Here is a 444-nt window from a genome sequence, read left to right as displayed (position 1 = left end):
GCCGTGCCCAAGGAACGCATCGAGGTCCTGAAGCAGCAGGTGGAACGCTCCGGCCGTCCCATCACCCCCGAGATCGAAGGCCAGATCAAGGAAGAGGTCATCGCCCGCGAGATCTTCCTGCAGGAAGCGCAGAAGCGCGGCCTGGAAGGCACCCAGAACGTCAAGGACCAGATGGAACTGGCCCGCCAGACCATCCTGATCCGCGAGCTGTTCACCGAATACCAGAAGGCCAACCCGGTCACCGACGCCGAGATCAAGGCCGAATACGACAAGTTCCTGGCCGCCAACACCGGCAAGGAATACAAGGCCAGCCACATCCTGGTCGAGACGGAAGACCAGGCCAAGGCCATCATCGCATCGCTCAAGAAGGGTGCCAAGTTCGAAGACATCGCCAAGAAGCAGTCCAAGGATCCGGGATCCGGCGCACGCGGCGGCGACCTCGAC

At 62.2% G+C, this 444-nt stretch carries 1 protein-coding gene; it reads left to right on the top strand.

The window, feature by feature from the left end; all coding sequences use genetic code 11:
- The coding region (locus tag MPC4_RS02950; protein ID WP_174511207.1) for a peptidylprolyl isomerase at positions 1-444 on the top strand (444 nt) is incomplete at both ends.

Source organism: Methylocella tundrae (assembly GCF_901905185.1).
GTDB classification, from domain to species: domain Bacteria; phylum Pseudomonadota; class Alphaproteobacteria; order Rhizobiales; family Beijerinckiaceae; genus Methylocapsa; species Methylocapsa tundrae.
The sequence above is the reverse complement of the archived record's forward strand: the minus strand, read 5'-3'. Positions and strand labels throughout refer to the sequence as shown.